This window comes from Rhodopseudomonas sp. RCAM05734, from assembly GCF_052658035.1.
Genome location: NZ_CP199742.1, coordinates 185,924 through 200,611, shown reverse-complemented (window position 1 = coordinate 200,611; position 14,688 = coordinate 185,924). Strand labels below are relative to the sequence as shown.

The 14,688-nt window shown below is 65.3% G+C and carries 15 protein-coding genes and 1 pseudogene; 8 read left to right on the top strand and 8 right to left on the bottom strand.

The genetic code is table 11. The features are described 5' to 3' along the window. Nucleotides 1–8: 8 nt before the first annotated feature. Both ACUXVA_RS01000 and purE read right to left on the bottom strand, forming a co-directional pair. Nucleotides 9–1,112 carry a 5-(carboxyamino)imidazole ribonucleotide synthase gene (locus tag ACUXVA_RS01000; protein WP_445490434.1) on the bottom strand — a complete coding sequence of 368 codons (1,104 nt, stop codon included), beginning with the start codon at nucleotides 1,110–1,112 and terminating at the stop codon, nucleotides 9–11. Next, the gene (purE, locus tag ACUXVA_RS00995; protein WP_265081945.1) at nucleotides 1,109–1,597 is read right to left on the bottom strand and encodes a 5-(carboxyamino)imidazole ribonucleotide mutase; all 489 of its coding nucleotides are present in this window, start codon (nucleotides 1,595–1,597) and stop codon (nucleotides 1,109–1,111) included. Before purE ends, ACUXVA_RS01000 begins: the two co-directional genes overlap by 4 nt. Nucleotides 1,598–1,916: 319 nt before the next feature. Here purE and ACUXVA_RS00990 point away from each other — a divergent pair, with 319 nt between their 5' ends. Next, a complete protein-coding gene (locus tag ACUXVA_RS00990) occupies nucleotides 1,917–2,447 on the top strand; it encodes a GGDEF domain-containing protein (RefSeq protein ID WP_445493379.1) in 531 nt (176 codons plus the stop codon). Between the two features lie 58 nt (nucleotides 2,448–2,505). On the opposite strand, the gene ACUXVA_RS00985 is transcribed toward ACUXVA_RS00990, so the two are convergent. Further along, entirely contained in the window at nucleotides 2,506–2,904 is a 399-nt protein-coding gene (locus tag ACUXVA_RS00985) for a hypothetical protein (RefSeq protein ID WP_445490431.1), read from the bottom strand. On the opposite strand from ACUXVA_RS00985, the gene ACUXVA_RS00980 reads away from it, so the two are divergent. After that, on the top strand, nucleotides 2,893–3,720 hold the full coding sequence (locus ACUXVA_RS00980) for a hypothetical protein (RefSeq protein WP_445490429.1): 828 nt from the start codon (nucleotides 2,893–2,895) through the stop codon (nucleotides 3,718–3,720). The genes ACUXVA_RS00985 and ACUXVA_RS00980 overlap by 12 nt on opposite strands. Before the next feature lie 63 nt (nucleotides 3,721–3,783). Here the strand turns inward: ACUXVA_RS00980 and ACUXVA_RS00975 are convergent, their stop codons facing one another. Continuing rightward, entirely contained in the window at nucleotides 3,784–4,662 is an 879-nt protein-coding gene (locus ACUXVA_RS00975; RefSeq protein WP_445490427.1) for a LysR substrate-binding domain-containing protein, read from the bottom strand. A 4-nt stretch (nucleotides 4,663–4,666) separates the two neighbouring features. Then, nucleotides 4,667–5,693, bottom strand: a pseudogene (locus ACUXVA_RS00970) (YeiH family protein). Nucleotides 5,694–5,934: 241 nt separating this feature from the next. Between ACUXVA_RS00970 and ACUXVA_RS00965 the strand changes: the two are divergent. Continuing rightward, entirely contained in the window at nucleotides 5,935–6,303 is a 369-nt protein-coding gene (locus tag ACUXVA_RS00965; protein ID WP_445490425.1) for a hypothetical protein, read from the top strand. 60 nt (nucleotides 6,304–6,363) lie between these two features. On the opposite strand, the gene ACUXVA_RS00960 is transcribed toward ACUXVA_RS00965, so the two are convergent. Together ACUXVA_RS00960 and ACUXVA_RS00955 are read right to left on the bottom strand one after the other, a co-directional pair. After that, nucleotides 6,364–6,615 (bottom strand): hypothetical protein, encoded by a 252-nt coding sequence (locus ACUXVA_RS00960; protein WP_265081951.1) that lies wholly within the window; start codon nucleotides 6,613–6,615, stop codon nucleotides 6,364–6,366. Nucleotides 6,616–7,018: 403 nt separating this feature from the next. Further along, the gene (locus ACUXVA_RS00955; RefSeq protein ID WP_265081952.1) at nucleotides 7,019–7,228 is read right to left on the bottom strand and encodes a YdcH family protein; all 210 of its coding nucleotides are present in this window, start codon (nucleotides 7,226–7,228) and stop codon (nucleotides 7,019–7,021) included. Nucleotides 7,229–7,485: 257 nt separating this feature from the next. On the opposite strand from ACUXVA_RS00955, the gene ACUXVA_RS00950 reads away from it, so the two are divergent. After that, nucleotides 7,486–7,671, top strand: a complete 186-nt coding sequence (locus tag ACUXVA_RS00950) for a YdcH family protein (protein WP_265081953.1) — start codon at nucleotides 7,486–7,488, stop codon at nucleotides 7,669–7,671. 175 nt (nucleotides 7,672–7,846) lie between these two features. Here the strand turns inward: ACUXVA_RS00950 and ACUXVA_RS00945 are convergent, their stop codons facing one another. Continuing rightward, nucleotides 7,847–8,950: an NAD(P)/FAD-dependent oxidoreductase gene (locus ACUXVA_RS00945; protein ID WP_445490423.1), complete on the bottom strand. Its 1,104-nt coding sequence runs from the start codon at nucleotides 8,948–8,950 to the stop codon at nucleotides 7,847–7,849. 200 nt (nucleotides 8,951–9,150) lie between these two features. Between ACUXVA_RS00945 and ACUXVA_RS00940 the strand changes: the two genes are divergently transcribed. The 4 genes from ACUXVA_RS00940 to ACUXVA_RS00925 all read left to right on the top strand — a co-directional run bounded on the left by ACUXVA_RS00940 (nucleotide 9,151) and on the right by ACUXVA_RS00925 (nucleotide 14,667). Next, nucleotides 9,151–11,493, top strand: coding sequence for an EAL domain-containing protein (locus ACUXVA_RS00940; protein ID WP_445490421.1), 2,343 nt, complete (start codon nucleotides 9,151–9,153; stop codon nucleotides 11,491–11,493). Between the two features lie 101 nt (nucleotides 11,494–11,594). Beyond that, nucleotides 11,595–12,761: an ABC transporter ATP-binding protein gene (locus ACUXVA_RS00935; RefSeq protein ID WP_445490419.1), complete on the top strand. Its 1,167-nt coding sequence runs from the start codon at nucleotides 11,595–11,597 to the stop codon at nucleotides 12,759–12,761. Further along, nucleotides 12,758–13,666 carry an ABC transporter permease gene (locus ACUXVA_RS00930; protein ID WP_445490417.1) on the top strand — a complete coding sequence of 303 codons (909 nt, stop codon included), beginning with the start codon at nucleotides 12,758–12,760 and terminating at the stop codon, nucleotides 13,664–13,666. The genes ACUXVA_RS00935 and ACUXVA_RS00930 overlap by 4 nt, the downstream gene beginning before the upstream one ends. A gap of 185 nt (nucleotides 13,667–13,851) precedes the next feature. Then, nucleotides 13,852–14,667 carry an ABC transporter permease gene (locus tag ACUXVA_RS00925; protein WP_265081958.1) on the top strand — a complete coding sequence of 272 codons (816 nt, stop codon included), beginning with the start codon at nucleotides 13,852–13,854 and terminating at the stop codon, nucleotides 14,665–14,667. Nucleotides 14,668–14,688: the final 21 nt, after the last annotated feature.

The window sequence follows — 14,688 nt, the reverse complement described above, 5'->3', positions numbered from 1 at the left end:
TGGCCGGCCTATTTTGCGGCCGGCGGCGTCACTTCGGTGACGTGGCCCATCTTGCGACCGGGCCGCGGGGCGCCCTTGCCGTACAGATGCACCGTGGCGCCGGGGACTGTCAGCCACTTTGCGTAGTCGAGGACGTCGTCGCCGATCAGGTTGGTCATGGTGACCTGGCCATGGCGCAGCGGCTTGCCCAGCGGCCAGCCGGCGATGGCGCGGATGTGCTGCTCGAATTGCGATACCGAGGCGCCGTCCAGGGTCCAGTGTCCGGAATTATGCACCCTTGGTGCGGTCTCGTTGACCAGCAGTGTTGGCCCATTCTCGCCGGGCACCACGAACAGCTCCACCGCAAACACGCCGACATAGTCCAGCGCGCTGGCGATCTTTTCGGCAATGGCACGGGCCTGCGCGGCCACCGCTTCGGAGACGTCGGCAGGGGCAGTCGAGAATTTCAGGATGTGGTCGCGATGCTGGTTCTCGGTGACGTCGAAGCACTCGACGTGACCGTCGGCGCCGCGCGCGGCAATCACCGAAATCTCGCGTTCGAACGGCACGAAGGCCTCGAGAATCGCCGAGCGGGTGCTGAGATCGTCCCAGACCTGCTGAGGATCGTCGCCCTCGCGGACGATGGCTTGGCCCTTGCCGTCATAGCCGAAGCGGCGCGTCTTGATCACCGCGGGCAGGCCGATCTTCGTCATGGCGGTGCGCAGCTCCGCGGCCGAGCCGACGTCGGCATAGGCCGCGGTGCCGATGCCCAGTTTGGTAACAAAATCCTTCTCGGCGAGGCGGTCCTGGGTGGTCTGCAGGATGCTGAGATTCGGCAGCACTGGCTTGCGCGCCGCCAGCACCATCGCGGTGCCGGCCGGGATGTTCTCGAATTCGTAGGTGATGACGTCGCAGTCGTTGGCGAACAGTTCGAGCGCTTCGACGTCGGCATATTCCGCGCAGGTAGCGTTCTGCACCACGTCGAAGGCCGGCGAATCCGGGTCCGACGAAAAGACCTGGCAGCGCAGCCCGAGCCGTGCCGCGGCCATCGCCAGCATGCGGCCGAGCTGGCCGCCGCCGAGAATACCGATGGTGTCGCCGGGCTTGAGGATCGGCTGCGGGATCGAATTCACGCCGTCTCCTCCGGTCGCTCGGCAATCGCCGCGGTCTGCGCCTTGCGCCAGGCGGCCAGCCGGGTCGCCAGCGCGGGGTCATGCAGCGCCAGCACGGCGGCCGCCAGCAACGCGGCATTGACCGCACCGGCCTTGCCGATCGCCAGCGTGCCGACCGGAATGCCGGCGGGCATCTGCACGATCGAGTACAGCGAATCGACACCCGACAGGGCTTTCGATTGGATCGGTACACCGAACACCGGCAGCTCGGTCAGGGATGCTGCCATGCCCGGCAGGTGCGCGGCGCCGCCGGCGCCGGCAATGACGATCTGGAATCCTTCGGCCTTGGCGCCCTTGGCAAATGCATACAGCCGGTCCGGGGTACGATGCGCGGAGACGATGCGAGCCTCGCTGGCGATGTCGAGCGCGGTCAGGGTGGCTGCGGCGTGGCGCATGGTCTCCCAGTCCGACTGGCTTCCCATGATGATGGCAACGGGCACGGTCATTCCGATATTTCTTTCGAGAATCCAGAAGGATAGAGTGAAATACAGATCGCCCTTGGGCATGGCAAGGCGTGTCGAATGGACTATCCTGTCTTGGTAAAGACCGGCAAGCGTTTAGCAAATCCCGAACACATTCCCGAAGAAAATCCGATGAAAAAGAAGCGCGTGCCGCCCGGGCGGAAGTCCGGAAAGCGCCCCATGGGGAGCGGCAAGCCTCTGTTCCTGCAGCCGAAAGAGCGCGCCCCCGCCGGTTCCGCGATCGCAGGCCGGCCCGCTTTGCGCGGCGTGCATCTGTCTGCCGCGGCGCTGACGATCTCGCCGGCTGGAGCACCGCCTGGCCGAGGCCGAGGCGCGGATCGCGGAACTGCGTGCCTCCGCCGAGACCGATTTCCTGCTCGATATCCTCAACCGCCGCGGCTTCGAGCGCGAGCTCAACCGCGCCATCGCCTACATCGCGCGCTACCGCGCCTCCGGTGCGCTGATCGTGCTCGATGTCGACCGGCTGAAGCCGATCAACGACGCCTTCGGTCATGCCGCCGGCGACGCGGTGCTGAAGGCGGTGGTCGGCGTACTCAGACGCCATGTCCGCGCCTCCGACGTGATCGGCCGGCTCGGCGGCGACGAGTTCGTGCTGTTGCTGTGGAATCTCGGCGAAGCCGATGCGCAGATCAAGGCGGCGGCACTGGAAGCGGCCATCGACCAGCTCACCTTCGTGTTTCGCGAAAGCCGGGTCTCTGCCGGAGCCTCCGCCGGCGTGGCGCTGCTCGGCCCCGGCGTCGATGCCACCGTGGCGCTCGCACAGGCCGATCGCGCGATGTATGCGCGGAAGAAGGAACGGCGCGGGCCGGAGTAAGCGCTGAGCGTTGGCAAGGCCTGTGAACAAAAGCGCTGAAAATGCCGAGCGATTTCACTCAATTGTGGGTTGAGTTGTCGTCGCGCCTGACGTTCAATGAGCCATTGCTCCAGTTGATGTTGGCGAATTTTTTGATGACCTGACGGCGGCAATCGATGATGCCGCCTGCGAGCGGATCATGCGGATCGCATTTCATCGGCAAGTCTGGACCTGGGTCGGCATTTTCACCGCGGTCGTCGGCATTGCCTTGGGGTTTGTCGTTCTCACGCCCGACCGACAGCGCGAGAGCAAGGTGCTTGTTGGTACCGCGCCCACCCCGACCACCTTTGAAGTTCGACCGGTTTCGGCCCAATCCGGAATCGAGGCGCCATCGAAAGCTGCGGCGACCCACTGGCGGAAAAAGCTGGCGACCATCGACGGCGCCGATACGCGTTACGCGACCATTATGGGCGGGCATTTCGGTGGTCAGATCGGCAGCGTGGCGGGCACCCTGGGGAAGCTCCTGCCGTTCGATGACAAGCCGGGCGCACCGATTGCGCCAGCGGCGCCGCCTTCACCTCCGCCGCCAGCAACTGCTGCGTCGGCGCCACCCGCCGCTCCGGCAGCGGCAAGTGCCGCCGCGGACGAGGCGGCGTGCCGGGAGAAGATGCGGCATCTCGGCGTGGTCAGTGCCGGGCCTTGCATCGATGTCAGCGGCATCGTCGAAAATCTCGCGCACGGCAAATACCTCTTCAACAAACCGAAGACCGCCTACGTCGGCGAATCCTTCCGGGTACTGCTCGCGCTGCAAACCGCACCCGGTCAGGACGCCCGCGCGCTTTTTTCTGCGACGGCCGGTGAGGTCACCGAACGCGAAGGCAGGTTTGCCCAGTCGCTTGAAGCCACGTTGGGCGGCGATGATGTCAAGGTTGAGCCGTCCGGACCGCAGGCGCGCACGGCGACCATGGCCGAAGCCGTGCAATGGGAGTGGACGCTGACGCCGCAAAGCGGCGGTCAGAAAACCATGGTCATCGAAGTCGCTGCCACGATCCTTGCCGGGCCGGACAAGCATCGCGTCCAGGTCACGACCTTGCGCGAGCCGATCGTGATTGAGGTGGGCGTGGTGCAGCGGATCAAGCTTTATCTCGCCGAGGTCAACGGCGTTGCCGCCGCCTTCGTCGCTCTGTTCACCACGCTCGGCGGGTTGTTTGGCTTCGTGCCGCCGGTGCGCCGCTTCGTGCTCAAATATATCGGTCATGCCGACCGCAACGAGGCGCCGAACACGCCGGCATAATGTGGCTTGGGCGGATTGTTTCCGGCTGTGAAGCAGCGCGCGAGCGCGGTGCGCATTGTTCGCTCACAATCCGAACGCTTCCAGCAGCGCCGTCTCCGCCTTGCTCGGATGGCGCTGCTTGTGGCGCAGCAGGTAGAAGGCGCGGCGCGGCAGGTCGAACGTTACGCGATGCAACGCGCCGGCTTCCAGCGAGCGGGCCACCACCAGGTCGGAAATCGCGGTGGCGCAGTCGCCGGATTCGACCGCGGCACGCACCGCTTCGTTGGAGGGCAGCTCCAGCACGACGCGCAGCCGCGATGGCTTGACGCCAAGCCGCTTCAACGCCGCCTCGAACATCGCGCGCGTGCCGGAGCCGGGTTCGCGTAGTACCCAGCCGGTGGTGACGAGTTGCTTTGCGGTGACGCGTTTCTGTGTCGTCCATGGATGGCCCATGCCGACAACCACCACCAGTTCGTCGCCGTCGATCCGGCGTGCGGCGAGCAGCGGATCGGCCACCGTGCCCTCGACAAAGCCGAGGTCGGCGGCGCCATCGTGCACCGCCTGCGCCACCTGTTCGGTGTTGGCGATGCTGACGTGAATGTCGATGCCGGGATGGGCCTGCCGAAAGGCCTGCAGCCGCGGCGGCAGCCAGTAGTTCGCCACCGTCTGGCTGGCGGCCACTGCCAGCGAGCCGCGCTTCAATCCGGCGAGGTCGTTCAGCACCTGCACGGCGTCTTTGGCGCGGCCGATCACGGCGCGGGCCTCTACCAGAAAGTCGCGGCCGGTCTGGGTCAGGACGATGCCGCGGCCGATGCGGTCGAACAGCTTGATGCCGTAGCGCGCTTCCAGCGCGGCGATGGCGGCGCTGGTCGACGACTGGGTCAGGTTCAGCTCGCTGGCGGCCTGGGTCACGTGCTGCCTGTCGGCGACCGCGATGAAGATGCGAAGCTGTTCCAGCGTCATTGCACTATCCGATCAGCTTGATCAGCGCCAAACTGAAGCCGGCGATGAACAGGAAGGCGAGGGCGCCGAGCAGCGCCGGCCGGAAACCGCGGGCGGCGAGCTTGTTGATATCGGTCTCCAGTCCCATCGCCGCCAGCGCCACCGACAGCAGGAAGGTGGTCAGCGCCACGATCCACAGCCTGGCTTCTGTGGGAATGCTGATGACGCTGTTGATGCCGACCATGGCAACAAAGCCAAGCACGAACCACGGCATCGGCGGTCGCGCGGTCGATCCGTGCGGGCCGGCGTCGGAACGCCGGGCGGCGCGGGCGGCCATGGCGCCGAGCGCAATCACCATGGGCGCCAGCAGCATCACGCGCGTCAGCTTGGCGACGGTCGCGGATCTCGCCGGCGCTCTGGCCGTCCTGGAATGCCGCGGCGACCACCTGGGCGATCTCGTGGATCGAGGCGCCGCTCCACAGGCCGAAGGCATGCGGATCGAGCTGCAGCAGGCCGGGCAGCAACGGATAGAGCAGCATGGCCACCGAGCCGAACACGGTGACGCAGGCCACTGCATAAGCGACATCCTCGTCCGGCGCCCGCACCACGGTGTTGGTCGCAATCACTGCCGAGGCGCCGCAGATCGAGGTGCCCGCGGCGATCAACTGCGCGAGCCGGCGCTCGACGCCGAGCAGACGCCCCATCCACACCGTGGCGGCGAAGGTCGCCACCAGGGTGGCAGCGATGATGCCGACGCCGCGACCGCCGACCTCGATCACCTGGAACGCCGTGAGCTGCAGGCCGAGCAGGATGATGGCAACGCGCAGCAGCCGGCGCATGGCGAACGTCACGCCGGCCTTTGCCCGGGCGGGGGTGCCGACCAGGTTGTGAAACGCCATGCCGACCACGATGGCCAGGATCATCGGACTGAAGCTCGCCAGACCCGGCAAGTGTCGCAGCGCGTAGGCCGACCCGGCACATCCCGTCGCAAGTGCGAGGCCGGGGATGATGCTGGCGGCAGGAAAGCTGGCGCGGGGAGCGGCAAGGGCCAGCGGCGTTTGCGCGTCGATGTCGGGGATCGTTGTCACGGGGCGGCTCCATCAATTGTCCAACCCAGTTTCTACGTCTTCAATCGATCAATCCAACAGATTGTAAATGTATAATCTATCGATTTTATGAATGATTGGAAGGCGCCCGCCGCATTCATGTCCGGCCGGTCGAGTTGATCGAGCGCAATGATTTGCGCCGGCGGGCGGCGGTAACAACAGACCGTACTCTTTGAAAGGAGTTGCCATGACAGGATTTCGGGCGAGATTCAGTCTCGTAGCCGCCGTCGCGGCGGCGCTGTTGTTCGCCGGCTGTGGTAACAGGCCGGCGGCTTCCGCACCGTTGGAGATCGCCGATGGCGTCGGCAACAGCCACGCCGTAAAGGTCACCGATATCAGCGCGCGCCGCCGCCATCGCCACGTCCGCCGCTATCGTGTCTACCGGCCTTACGTTGGCTACTATCGACCCTACGGCTACTACCGGCCCTATTACGGTTACTATCGGCCGCGACCTTATTATTACGGGCCGGGCTTCTACAAACCCAGCTACTACGGTCCCAGCTACTATCGTCCAGGCATTAGTTTCGGTTTCGGATTCGGTCCCGGCTTCTGGTAGCGCGCATGGGCCGCGCTCATGGCGCTTTCGCGCAGCATGAGCGCGGCCGACGCGCGTTAGCTAAAGGGAACTGAGGTCGTCCGGCACGTCGCCGAACTTTTTCAGCAGTTGGGCGTCGCTGAACTCGCCCATCATCGGATCGCCGGTGCGGCTGAATGCCACTGCGCCGATGCTGCCCGGTGCGCGTGACAACTGTTCGGCGCGGCGGATTGCGCCGGACGGGCTTTGGCATTCCTCAGCGGCGCCGCCGACCGGCGATCCCGCATCATCCTGCAGAAACGGCAGCGCAACGTAATAGGTGACATCAGCCATGGGCGACCCCGGAGAGCGATATGGTCGATAGTGTTCTTATTTTGTTCTTTCGTCAAGCAGGGCAACGCGGTCTGTCCTGATCATCCGGACCGACCGCATTGAATTGCGACGCAGTGCGCGCATCGCCCGCAATGCCAGGCCGTCCTGAAACTCGCGCGGGTTTCACCGGGCCCGTCGCCGGACTACGAACGCATACCTGCGTCTGTGTGGGCTGCGACTTCATCTTCACCGCACGCGTGGAGTGAAGGGCAAGCGGCGTGACGTGGTTGCGTTGATCGCGGCTTGCAGGATGGCATGGTAACGACGTTCACTCGTCCTGCGCTTGCTGCAGATTTGCTGCGATCGCCTACGATCGCAGCGATCTCTAACGATCGCGGCAACGCTGACGATGTTAGCGCTCGTGCTACGCAATGATATCGGGCGTGATCTGGTCTTCGATGAAGGAGATGCGGTCGCGCAACTGCAGCTTGCGTTTCTTAAGGCGCTGCAGCCGCAACAGATCCGGCGCCGGCGAGTGATGCAGGGCATCGATGGCGGCGTCGAGATCGCGGTGTTCCTGCTGCAACCGGGCCAGTTCGGCCGCGAGTTCGCGATCGTTATTGTCGTCATTCATAGGATTAGGCGCTAACTGAGATCGCGGGACTGTCGCGACAGGCTGCAGGGGTCGATTGAGCGACTATCGCCGGTGAGCGCGCACCGCGCAAGCCATTCGGTTCCGGCTTGTTCGATCCGCTCCGGTCACGATTCGTTGCACATGATATGCAAATATGATTCTGCAATTTTCAAGACCCATCGACAGATCTCCACGGTCATGTAAACTTCACACGGTCCAACCGAATCTGAGGTTCAATCCTACCGAGGAGATTTCGAATGGCTTTACAGGCGCATCTCGTTGAACTGGAACGGAAGCACAAGGTTCTGGAAAACGAATTGCACGACGCGCTCGTGCATCTGTCCACAGACGATCTGCGTATTGTGGAATTGAAGCGTCGAAAGCTGATGGTTCGCGACGAAATTCAACGGCTCAAGGGCGGCGTCAGCGATACGCTGCATTAGTCGTCGTCACCGTTTCCACCGCGCGCTGCCGATATCCGAGGTGCCGCCTGCTACGGCACAGCCTGGTCCGCTGACGAGCGAGCCTCGGGGTATTGCTGCAGGCGTTCGGTCCTCCATCGAGGCTCGCCTTAAAGGCCCGCTCCTCGTGACCAATTTTTTTACTCATGGCGGCGCCTCATTCGCTCGCCATCTGTGCGACATCGTCGGCGATGGCCAGCGATGCGGTGAGCCCCGGCGATTCGATGCCGAACAGGTTGATCAATCCGCTGACGCCGTGGGCCTTCGGTCCCTGGATCATGAAATCCTGCACCGCCACGGCCGGCGGCACGATCTTCGGCCGCATCCCCGAATAGCTCGGCATCAATGCACCATCGGGCAGCGCCGGCCAGTAGCGCCGGATCGCCGGATAGAAGCGCTCGGCGCGGGCCGGGTCGACCACGTAGTCGATGCGATCGACCCACTCCACGTCGGGACCGAAGCGGGCCTGTCCCGCAAGGTCGAGCGTGAGGTGAACGCCGAGCCCGCCGGGCTCCGGCACCGGATAGATCAGCCGCGAGAACGGCGCCTTGGCACTGCAGCCGAAATAGTTGCCCTTCGCCAGATAGGCGGTCGGCACCTTGTCGAGCGGCATGCCGGTGAGACGGCGTGCGATGGCCGGCGCGGACAGGCCGGCGGAATTGATCAGCAGGTCGCAGCCAAGCTGCATCGGTGCGTCGCCGCCGACCTCCAGCACAAAGCCGTCGGCCGTGACCATGCCGCTGTCCAGTGGCGCGAGGAACGCAAAGGCCGCACCGGCGGCCTCGGCGTCGCCGCGCAGCGCCAGCATGTAGGCATGGCTGTCGATGATGCCGGTGGATGGCGACAGCAGCGCCGCCTCGCAGCGCAACGCCGGCTCCAGGGCGCGCGCGTCCGCCCCGCTCAGCAGAGTGAGGTCATCGACGCCATTGGTCTCGGCATGGGACCGGATCGCGCCGAGCCGGTCGACCTCGGCGGCGGAGGTGGCCACGATCAGCTTGCCGGAGTTGCGGTGCGGAATGCCATGGTCGCGGCAATAGGCGTACAGAGCGCGCCTGCCCTGGACACACAGCCGGGCCATTCGGCTGCCGGCCGGATAGTAGATTCCGGCGTGAATGACCTCGCTGTTGCGCGACGAGGTCACGGTGCCGATGGCGTCGGCCGCCTCCAGCACGATGACCTCGCGGCCCGCTTGCGCCAGCTTTCGGGCGATCGCAAGGCCGACCACACCGGCGCCGATCACGATACACTCAACCCTGTCCATCGCAGTCCTGTGTCCGCTTGCGAACTATCAAACGTAGTCGCATGCGCTTGATCCCATTCAGCTTCCGCAGCTTAGCGAATCGTTAGGCATGCCAGTCGAATACCGTCGGAACCGCCACATTCGACGGTTGTAAACGTATCCGTTTACCGGATTCCAACACATCTCGCCGGAAACTGCGGCTGCGCATACGCGGGTGTGGAATGGCTGGCAAGACTTTGCTTAGGACCTGGCTCAAGACTTGTCTCAAGACTCGGCTGACTGGCGGGAAGGCGCTGACTCCGGCGGTCGTCGTGGCGTGTCTGACTGGCCTTGCGCTGACTGGCAACGCGGCCTTCGCGGCGACCCGGTTCGCCCCGCCTGACTACATCGGCTCGCTCGATCCGAATCTGATCTGGGAGATCCTGCTCGGCGGTTTTGTCGTGCTGTCCTTCCTGGCCGCGGTGGTGGTCTGGGTGGTGTCGGCGTTTCGCCGCGTGCAGCGGCAGCAATTGCGGCGCGACACCTTTGTCAGTTCGGCGTTCAACCATCTCGGTCAGGGTGTGGTGATCCTCGATGCCGACCGGCGCCTGCTGTTCTGCAACGAACGCTATCTCGACATCTACGGCCTGAAACGCTCGGAGATATTCAAAGGCATCACCTCCACAGGGCTGCGCGAGTTGCGCAGCGCCCGCGGCACGCTGGATGCGGAATCCGTGGAATTTTTCGCGCACCCGATGCCGAAGGGGAGTTTTGTTGCGACCTTGCCCGACGCGCGGTCGGTGGTCGTCAAGGTCAACCCGCTGCCAAACGGCGGCTTCATCGGCATCCATGAGGAATGCACCGAGCAGCGCAAGCTGGCGCAAGAGCTCGAAAGCACCAAGAAATTCCTCGAGATGGTCGTCGACAACATTCCGGTGGCGTTGATCGTCCAGAACGTAGAGGACGGCCGCTACCTGCTCGCCAACCGCGGCTCCGAGGCGGTCATCAATCGTCGGCGCGAGGACATTACCGGGTTGACCACCGAGGATATCTTCAACGCCAGGGAAGCCAAGCTGATCGTCAGCCGTGATCAGGCCGCGATCCACAAGCGCGGCATGATTTCCGAAGAGCATCCGATCAGCACCGAAGCCGGGTTGCGGCTGTTCCTGACCCGCCGGGTCACGGTGCTCGGCGATGGTGGCGCGCCGCAATATCTCATCAAGACCTATGAGGACGTGACCGACCGGCGCCAGACCGAAGCGCGCATGGCCCACATGGCCTATCACGATGGCCTCACCGACCTGCCGAACCGCCCGGCCTTCATGCAGGCGCTGGCGCAGATGATCGAGGCCTGCGGCAACGTCGCCGAGGAATTTGCGGTGCTGTCGATCGATGTCGACGGCCTCAAGGAGATCAACGACGTGTTCGGCTATGCGATCGGCGACAAGGTGCTGATCGAGGTCGGGCAGCGGATCCAGGGTGCGGCGGGTGGCGGCGTTGTGGCACGGCTCGGCGGCGACGAATTCGGACTGATCATCGACGGCAAGCAGCCGCAGGGTGGCCGCGCCATCGCCGAGCGCATTGCCGAACTGCTCGGTCACCAGTTTTCCATCGACGGCAAGTCGGTGCGCGCCGGCGTCACCATCGGCATCTCGCTGTTCCCCCGCGACGGCACTGATGCCGCGGCGCTGCTGGCCAATGCCGGCGCCGCTTTGTTCCGCGCCAAGGCGACGTCCCGCGGCTCGATCAGCATCTTCGAACCGGAGATGGACCAGCAACTGCGCGACCGCCGGTTGCTGCACCAGGATCTCTCGGCGGCAATCCACAACGGCGAATTGTCGCTGCACTACCAGCCGCAGGCCCGGGCCGGCCAGACCGTTGTCGATGACGACATCACCGGCTTCGAAGCGCTGGCGCGCTGGATCCATCCGAGCCGCGGCTTCGTGCCGCCCGGCGAGTTCATTCCGCTGGCGGAGGAGAGTGGCCTGATCGTCGAGATGGGGGAGTGGATCCTGCGCCAGGCTTGCGTCGAGGCGGCGTCGTGGCCGGTGCCGCTGCAGATCGCCGTGAACCTGTCGCCGGCGCAGTTCATGCACGGCGACCTTGTCGGCCTGGTCCATTCGATCCTGTTCGACACCGGGCTGCAGCCCGGGCGGCTCGAGCTGGAAATTACCGAGGGCGTGCTGATCGAGGATTTCGAGCGTGGCCTTGCTTTGTTGCGCCGCCTCAAGGCGCTGGGCGTGCGGATCTCGATGGACGATTTCGGCTCGGGCTACTCCTCGCTGACCTATCTGCAGGCCTTCCCGTTCGACAAGATCAAGATCGACCGCGCCTTCGTCACCAATCTCGGCCACAACCCGCAGTCGGCCGCGATCGTGCGTGCGGTGATCGGGCTCGGCCACGGCCTCGATGTCTCCATCGTCGCCGAAGGCGTCGAGACCCAGGAACAGCCGTCTTTCCTGGCCAAGGAAGGCTGCGACGGTGTGCAGGGCTATTTCATCGGCCGCCCGGCGCCGATCGGCCAGTATGCCGGCCTGATCGGCCGCACGCCGGCGGTCCGCGACGTCGAGCGCAAGGCGGGCTGAGCGAAGGCTCCGCTCCGTCCCAGGCGAAAACGCGGGGAAGGCTTCCGAGTGCCATTGCGAGCACGGTTGAGCCCGCGCGGTTCCGCCGCTAGCGTGCGGCCATGACATCGACAGAACTCATCAGCGACGACATCGCCGCAACCCTGGCGCCGGCCATCGCATTTCCGACCCCGCTGCTGCGCATCGACGCGGTGACCAAGACATTCGGCGGCTTCACCGCCGTCGACGGCCTGTCGCTCGACATCAAAGCCGGCGAGTTCTTCGCGCTGCTGGGGCCGTCGGGCTGTGGCAAGACCACGCTGCTGCGCATGCTGGCCGGGTTCGAGACGCCGGATGCCGGCAGCATCCTGCTCGACGGCGCCGATATGGCGCCGGTCTTGCCGCATCAGCGGCCGGTCAACATGATGTTCCAGAACTACGCGCTATTTCCGCACCTCAACGTGCGCGACAATATCGGCTTCGGCCTCAAGCGCGCCGGCCTGTCGCGCGCCGAGATCGACGTCCGCGTCGCCGAAATGGTGGCGCTGGTGGAGCTTGGCGGGCTGGAGAAGCGCAAGCCCGATCAATTGTCCGGCGGGCAGAAGCAGCGGGTGGCGCTGGCCCGGGCGCTGGCGCGGCGGCCGCAACTGCTGCTGCTCGACGAGCCCTTGGCAGCGCTCGACAAGAAACTGCGCGAAAGCACCCAGCGCCAGCTCATGGCGCTGCAGCGCCGGCTCGGCACCACCTTCGTCATCGTCACCCATGATCAGGAGGAGGCCATGACCATGGCCGACCGCATCGGCGTGATGAAGAACGGGCGGCTCGAACAGGTGGCGACGCCGCGACAGCTTTACGAGGCGCCGGCGTCGCGCTGGGTCGCCGGCTTCGTCGGCGACATCAATTTGTTCGAGGGCGAGGTGACCTGGCATGACGAACATCGCGTCACCGTCACCACGCCGGACGCCGGCGGCATTTCCGCAGCAGAGCCGCGCCAGCCTTTGGCGGGCAAGGCGGCCTGCGTCGCCATCCGGCCGGAAAAGATCCGGCTGTCGCGGCGCGGCCCGGCATCGGATGCCGGTCACAGCGTCGCGATGAACCGGCTCGACGGAGTGGTCAGCGATATCAGCTATCTCGGCGGCGTCTCGGTGTACCAGATCAAGCTCGATCGCGGTGCGACGTTGCGCGCGGCTCTGGCCAACACCACACGGCTCGACGTCGATGCCTATCCGGTCGGCGAACGCGTGGTGGCGTGGTTCACGCCCGACGATTGCGTGGTGCTGGAGCCATGAGCGCGCGCGACCTGTTCACGCGTCCGGCGCGTTGGGCCTCGATCGCGCCCTATGGCTGGATGGTGCTGTTCTTCCTGCTGCCGTTCGGCTTCGTGCTGAAGATCAGCCTGTCGCAGACCGCGGTGACGCAGCCGCCCTATCTGCCGCAGTTCGATCTCACCGATCCCGCCGGGCTGAAGGCGGCGTTCGCCATGCTGTCGCTGGACAACTTTCGCCTCTTGCTGTCGGACAGTCTCTATCTCGCGTCATATCTGCGCAGCGTGATGGTTGCGCTGGTCTCCACTGCCATCCTGCTGTGCATTGGCTATCCCGTCGCCTATGCCATGGCGCGGCTGCCGCAGCGCTGGCAGAGCGTGGCGATGCTGCTGGTGATCGTGCCGTTCTGGACCTCCTTCCTGATCCGCATCTATGCCTGGATCAATATCCTGCAGCACGACGGCCTGCTCAACCAGGTGCTGCTGGCGCTGCACATCGTCGCCGCGCCGGTGGTGTGGCTGTCCACCGACCGCGCGATGATCCTCGGCATGGTCTATTCCTACCTGCCTTTCATGATCCTGCCGCTCTATGCGACGCTGTCGAAGCTCGACGACGCGCTGCTGGAGGCTGCCTCCGACCTCGGGGCCTCGCGCACCGATGCGTTCTGGCTGGTGACATTTCCGCTGTCGCTGCGCGGCGTGTTCGCCGGCGTGCTGCTGTGCTTCATTCCCATCGTCGGCGAATTCGTGATCCCGGACCTGCTGGCCGGCTCGGAGTCGCTGATGATCGGCCAGACGCTGTGGCTGGAATTCTTCACCAACCGCGACTGGCCGGTGGCTTCGGCGACGGCCATCGTGCTGCTGGCGCTGCTGCTGCTGCCACTGCTGGTCTACGACCGGTTGCAGCGCGGTGTGCTGGAGGCAAAGTGATGGTGAGGTTTGCCGTTGCCATGCGCGCCGTGCGCTCCCTCCCCCCGAGCGCAGCGAAGGGTGGGGAGGGCCGGGGTGGGGGGCGCCACACGTACAGCTTTCCATGTTGCGCCCCCCACCCCCGACCCCTCCCCGCCACGCGCAGCTTCGCTGCGCGCGGGGGAGGGGAGAAGGTGGGGCCGCTCATGACCGCGCGCACCCTCGGCCTGTCCCGCTTCAACGCCGTCTCGCTGGCGCTCGGCCTCGCCTTTCTCTATCTGCCCATCGTCATCCTGGTGATCTATTCCTTCAACGCTTCCAGGCTGGTGACGGTGTGGGGCGGCTGGTCGACGCGCTGGTACACCGAGTTCTTCCACGATCAGGCGATGCTCGATGCGGCCTGGATGAGTCTGCGCGTCGGCGCGGTGTCGGCGACGGTGGCGACGCTGCTCGGCACGCTGGCGGCCATCGCGCTATCGCGCGGCGCGGGGTTTCGCGGCCGCACGCTGATGTCCGGGATGCTCTACGCACCATTGGTGATGCCGGAAGTGATCACCGGCCTGTCGCTGCTGCTGCTGTTCGTCGCCATCGATGCCGGCCGCGGCTTCTGGACCGTGACCATTGCGCATACCACGCTGACCATGTGCTTCGTCGTGGTCGTCGTGCAGTCCCGGCTCGCCGGTCTCGACCGCAGCTATGAGGAAGCGGCGATGGATCTCGGCCGCGATCCGGTGCGGGCGTTCATTGCGGTGACGTTGCCGCTGATCGCGCCGGCCATCGCCGCGGGCTGGCTGCTGGCCTTCACGCTGTCACTCGACGATCTCGTCATCGCCAGCTTCACCACCGGGCCGGGCTCGTCGACGCTGCCGATCCGGATCTATTCGGAGGTGCGGCTCGGCGTGAAGCCGGAGATCAATGCGATCTGCACGCTGATCGTCGGCTTCATCGCGGTGCTGATCGTCGCGGCTTCGCTGGCGTCGAAGCTGTCGAGTGCGAGGGGTGAGAGCGCGGCGCCGCTCTAGTATCCGGTCGAGACCGCGATC